Origin of the sequence: Chromohalobacter sp. 296-RDG, assembly GCF_029889885.1 — a bacterium.
GTDB lineage: Bacteria > Pseudomonadota > Gammaproteobacteria > Pseudomonadales > Halomonadaceae > Chromohalobacter.
The window spans coordinates 1-5,391 of the sequence record NZ_JARANY010000100.1; the positions used below are offsets into that span (position 1 = coordinate 1).

Here is a 5,391-nt window from a genome sequence, read left to right on the forward strand (position 1 = left end):
AGGAGACTGGATCATGGCGGAAGCCAAGAGTGTCATCAAACGTGTCTACGTCCCTACCTATGTCCGCGATCTGCCCAATGGTGAACGCGTGACAGTGCCCGGACACTACAAGAAGACACCCACGCACTCGCGCTGACGCTCGTGACTGGGTCACCCCCGCTTTTCAGCGCGGACAGGCAACGAACCAGCAACACCCTGCCACAACCGGCGGGGCGTTCGTCATTGGGCTCATGTATCGCGCGTCAACGGCTTAGATCGACCTCTCGCGTCTGCCCGGCGCCGATCTCGATCTGCTTCAGGATCAGCGGGCTGCGCGAGCCATCCGGCAGTCGCACGCTTCCGGCCACATAGAAGACCCCCGCGGGGATGCCGGTAGCTTCGAAGTATCCGTTGTCGTTGGTCTTGGCGTAATGCGTGTATTCACGGGCACGTGGGTCCGCAGGCTCGATACGCTTCCCCGCCAACGCGGCTTCGGCGGCCTCGGCGGAATAGCGCGTAGCCGGGGCGATCGATACGGTTTCGTTCTTGCCCACCAACGTGCCTTCCGTCGATGAGGTGTAGCGCAACCGGCCTTTAACGACAGCAGCGCCTTGCTTGTCCAGCTTGGCGTATTCCTCGGCGGGAAACGCGACCTGACGTTCGACGGCGCCCACCGGCGTGCCTTCGCCGGCTTCCTCGATATCGACGGGCTGCGTCGGTCCCCCCGTCGGCAGCATTTCACAGCCACTCAGCGCCAGCCCCACCAGGGCCAGCCACCATCCCGTGCGTCTATGTCTCATTCCATGAGCCACCTTTGTGAACGAGCTTAACGTGCCAGCTCGGGGTTGAGTGTGTAAGTACCCATCACGCTGGATTGCTCGATGACATGCCCTTGCATGGCGTCGAGCACTTCATCACCGGTGAACTCGCCCTGCAGACCCAGCGAGGCCACATCCAGCGCATAGACGGTGAAGTGATAGCGATGCACCAGAGCATCGTTCCACGGAGGGCAAGGTCCATCATAGCCCCCATAGATACCTTCGAGCTGTTCGTCATCGACGAAGAAATCCGTATAACTATTGATACCGCGCACGCCCTTGCCGGTCTCACCCGGTGCCTTGCCCATGGCCACGACACCGTCGGCATCTTCGCCTTCGTCGATGCCGCTCACCTGCACTGGGATATCGATCAAGACCCAGTGGTAGAAATCGGCACGCGGTAGGTCGGCTGGCACGCTGTGGCCTTCCTGATTGACATCGCCAGGATCCGTGGGCGCATCCACATCGACCACCAGCAGCGCAAGGCTAAGCGTCCCGGCGGGCACATCGTGCCAGCGAACACGCGGGTTGCGATTGCCGCTGAAACGAAGGTGTTGCTCGGGATCGGGAACGGCGAACGCGAAGCGTTCGGGAATAGGTTCACCGTCGATGATGTCCTGCACGTCGATGCGCATGCGGCTGCCTCCGGGTAGTCCGTGGTGAAGAAGATGACGTCCTTCAGTTTGGCACATCCATGAGGTTTTGCGCATAGGACGAACGGCGCGCCCATGCACTATGTCACTAGTGACACAACGAGATGCCGCGCATGCCAAAATGGAAATGGTTAGCATGCGCGGCATTGTAGTCTGGCCCGAGGGTCGTCCCGAATACTTCGCAGGCACCGTCGCGCACGCGATGCAGGAAATTCGCCGCGTCATCGTCGCCTTCCCAGTCGTCGAGCACGGACACACGACGTCCGTCCGCCATCCGAAAGGCCGCCACATCGAACGCCTCAGCAGAGGCATGGTCACTGCGGCGAGCATTGTCGCGATGATAGATATTGCGGCACGCAAAGCTCCCCAAGTGACGCACCGACTCCACCGGCTCACCGAATACCTCCCGCGCAGCCGGCTGCAAGCGTTGACGCTCGAACAGCGTCCAAGCCACCGCCAGTGGACAGCTGGCCACGAAGCTGGCATTGAAATCGACGCCAGCACGGCGCACACGCACCACGTTTTTAAGCGGGCAGCCGGCAACGGGAGTGTAATCCGCCAGTGGCGTGTAATTCAGGGTACCGTCAGGCGCGGAGTCGAGAACATCGCGACATGCCTCGCGGTCCCCCTTGAGTCGGCGCAACTTCCACTGCGTGACCGGGGTCAACGAGTCTTCGATGTGCAAGGGCTGAAAAGGATTCCATGCCCGGGGAACTGTCCAGACGCCCTTGTCCAGAGCGATACCGGCGGCAATCACGGCGAAACTCAACGCGAGGAAGGCAAGCGGCGGTTTCATGGTGCTCCTGGCATGGTGCAAAGCCTACAGTGTAGAGAACGCCAGAAATCATATGACGATCATCCTGTAAGACATGTAAATTTGACCGATACTGTACGCACCTTCGATCTGAAAGGAGAATTGCCATGCCACGCTGGATTCCACTCGCCTTCATCGCTGGCTTCTTCGCGGTGCTTTGCTTCCATCAGCCCATGGCGGGCTTGTTACACGCTTACGCCATTATTCCGTCTGCACCCTATGGCATGACAGCCGTACCACCCCTGGATATTCCTCAGTGGCTGTCGGCAAGCTTCTGGGGCGGTGTATGGGGGATCGTCATGCTGTGGGCATTCACGCGTTTCCACGTCACGACCGGTCTGTGGTGGAAAAGCGTGTTGTTCGGCGGCATCGCCTTGACACTCGTGGCGCTGTTCATCGTCTTTCCGCTCAAGGGGCGCGGCCTCAACCTCGCTGGGTTTCCTATCGGCTTTCTGGTCAATGGTGCCTGGGGGATGGGCATCTGGGTCTTCGCACGCTGCTTCGGGCTCTGGAGAATTTCACCACAACCAACGTGATTAACCCCACAACAAGGTTACCAGCAACGCCAATATGCCCACGATCAACGCGGTGAGCACGGCGATGCTCACCAGTCGATTCAACCAAGCGTCGACGCCGCCCCGGGGACGCACAGGGCCTCCTCTACGGCGGCGAGTGGCACCTTGGTGTCGCCGCCTGCCTGCTTTGGCCACTTGGGACACTCCTCACTCCCGTGCATGCAATTTGGCTTACCATAAGGGGTGGAGCGCCTTTTCACCAACGTCAAACGCCCGACCGAAACCGAGCGTTACACATGTCGTCATGTGATGCATTACCCGCCTTCACGCGTATTGATACGCCGGTTGACCACATTCGGAGCGCGACGATATCGCTCGGCATCGGCCAATGTTTCAGCTTCGAAGGCATCGGCGCCGACCGGGGTTTCACCGTGACGATGGTACAGCGAAGTCAGCATTGCCTTGCGGTCCGCGCGCAACTCCTTGACCAAGACGAGAATCATGCCATAGAGAATGAAGGTGAATGGCAATGCCGCCAGCACCGCGGCGGATTGCAACCCGTTCAAGCCCCCGGCAACCAGCAAGGTGAGACAGATCGCTGCGATCAACACACCCCAGATAATCCGCTTCACCAGGGGCGGATTCAGTGAGCCGCCATCGGTCATCTGCGAGACGATGTACGTCGCCGAGTCTGCAGACGTCACCAGGAAGATGAAGATCAAAAACAGCGCCACTATCGACAATACATTAGAAAGTGGCATCAAGTTGAACATCTGGAACAGCGCCACGGTGATGTTGTCAGCCGTTGCCGAGGCCAGCCCGACATCGCCGGTCAGCTCCATATTGAGCGCCGCTCCACCGAAGACGCCGATCCACAGGCAGGCCAGCAGCGGCGGCACGATCAACACGCCAAACACATATTCCTTGATGGTCCGACCGCGCGAAACACGCGCCACGAAGGTCCCCACGAACGGCGACCAGGCAATGACCCACGCCCAGTAGAAAATCGTCCAATTGCTCGCCCAGGTATTATCGCTATAAGGCGCGATACGCAGGCTCATCCCCACGATGTTCTGCAGGTAATCACCGATGCCCAGAGTAATGGTTTCGAGAATCGCCACGGTCGGCCCGGTAAGCAACACGTAGAACATCAACGCGAAGCACAGCACCATGTTGAGGTTGGAGAGGCGCTTGATCCCCTTATCCAGCCCCGACCAGGTGGACACCATGTAACACAGGAACATGGCACCCATGATGATGAATTGCCACTGGATGCCTTCCTCGACACCGAATACTGCGTGTAGACCACCGTTGATCTGCAACACCGCCAGGCCGATGGAGGTCGCTACCCCCATCACGGTCGCCACCACGGCGAACACATCCAGTGCCGGCCCAACCTTACGCAACTTGGGCCGCTTGGCGGTCATGCTCGACAGTACGTTGGACACCAGTCCCGCCTGCCCCTTGCGGAACTGGTAATAGGCGATGATCAACCCCACCACCGAGAACGCCGCCCACTGATGAATGCCCCAATTGAAGAAGCTATATTGAATGGCATAGCGTGCCGCTTCTTCGGTGCCGCCTTCCATGTCACCGTAAGGCGGTTCGAGAAAGTGTGTCATCGGCTCGGCCATGCCATAAAATACCAACCCGACGCCAAATCCCGCCGCCAGCAGCATGCTGACCCACGAGAAAAAGCTGTAGGAGGGCGAGCTATCCTGCGGGCCCAGGCGAATCTTGCCGTACTTGCTGAAAGCCAGCGTCAACAGAAACACTACAAACCCGAAGACCGAGAACAGGTAGAACCACCCGAAATAGTGTGAAATGGTTGATAATGCCGTCGATGCCGCCTCACCGAAGCCCTCGGGAAAGGCCGCACCAATGGCGACCAGAACCGCAACGATCAGGGCAGAGACGATGAATACGTATTGCCTTCCAATATTGGCCATGCCGTTATCCCTTTAGTCTCCAACGATACAGTGCCTCATGCACCTTCCGGGTTCTTATCACCGAGCTCGGCATGCCTGCAATGGCCCAAGGAACCAAAGCAGGGCTCGTGAGACCAATCGACAACGATGGCAGAACCAACGCTGCACGACCATAACCGTAATCTATATTTAAGCATATCAACCATTAAACGCCATTGAAGAGCCTATTATGCCGTCCATGAACCGCCTGGCTTCCGCCACTGCTTGGCTCGAGCATTTTTCACATTCACGGCATGCCCTGTCGCTTTTGTTTTTGGCTTCGATACTGGAAACCCTCCTGGTGCCGATTCCCATCGAGACCATCCTGGTTCCCTGGATGCTGGCCCAGCCACGTCGCAAATGGCGCCTGGCAGGCGTAGCGCTGGCCGGCAACTTGGCCGCCGCCTGTATCGGCTACGCACTGGGCGCCTGGGCATTGAATACCTGGGGAACGACGCTTATTCCTTTGTTCGGTGGCCAGGACGCCTATGCCGCCTTTCAGGCGCGCATGGCCAGCGACGGTTTTATGGCAGTGCTCGCGGTGGGCATCATTCCCATTCCTTTCCAGATCGCTATGCTCGCTGCCGGTTCCAGCGGCTACCCATTTCCGTTGTTCCTGTTGGCCGCCTTGCTGGCCCGGGGCGT

General features: G+C 59.0%; 6 protein-coding genes. 2 read left to right on the plus strand and 4 right to left on the minus strand.

Annotated features, from left to right (window positions below; genetic code table 11):
- Nucleotides 1–242: 242 nt before the first annotated feature.
- The 3 genes from OP495_RS16325 to OP495_RS16335 all read right to left on the minus strand — a co-directional run bounded on the left by OP495_RS16325 (nucleotide 243) and on the right by OP495_RS16335 (nucleotide 2,246).
- On the minus strand, nucleotides 243–779 hold the full coding sequence (locus OP495_RS16325; protein ID WP_280570765.1) for a carboxypeptidase regulatory-like domain-containing protein: 537 nt from the start codon (nucleotides 777–779) through the stop codon (nucleotides 243–245).
- A 26-nt stretch (nucleotides 780–805) separates the two neighbouring features.
- Nucleotides 806–1,432, minus strand: coding sequence for a YbhB/YbcL family Raf kinase inhibitor-like protein (locus tag OP495_RS16330; protein ID WP_280570766.1), 627 nt, complete (start codon nucleotides 1,430–1,432; stop codon nucleotides 806–808).
- A gap of 106 nt (nucleotides 1,433–1,538) precedes the next feature.
- A complete protein-coding gene (locus OP495_RS16335) occupies nucleotides 1,539–2,246 on the minus strand; it encodes an extensin family protein (protein WP_280570767.1) in 708 nt (235 codons plus the stop codon).
- A 125-nt stretch (nucleotides 2,247–2,371) separates the two neighbouring features.
- Here OP495_RS16335 and OP495_RS16340 point away from each other — a divergent pair, with 125 nt between their 5' ends.
- The gene (locus OP495_RS16340) at nucleotides 2,372–2,800 is read left to right on the plus strand and encodes a hypothetical protein (RefSeq protein WP_280562782.1); all 429 of its coding nucleotides are present in this window, start codon (nucleotides 2,372–2,374) and stop codon (nucleotides 2,798–2,800) included.
- A 293-nt stretch (nucleotides 2,801–3,093) separates the two neighbouring features.
- Here OP495_RS16340 and OP495_RS16345 read toward each other — a convergent pair whose 3' ends face one another.
- On the minus strand, nucleotides 3,094–4,728 hold the full coding sequence (locus tag OP495_RS16345) for a BCCT family transporter (protein ID WP_280562781.1): 1,635 nt from the start codon (nucleotides 4,726–4,728) through the stop codon (nucleotides 3,094–3,096).
- A 208-nt stretch (nucleotides 4,729–4,936) separates the two neighbouring features.
- Between OP495_RS16345 and OP495_RS16350 the strand changes: the two genes are divergently transcribed.
- Nucleotides 4,937–5,391: VTT domain-containing protein (locus OP495_RS16350; protein ID WP_280570768.1), on the plus strand; the 455-nt coding region annotated here is incomplete at its 3' end.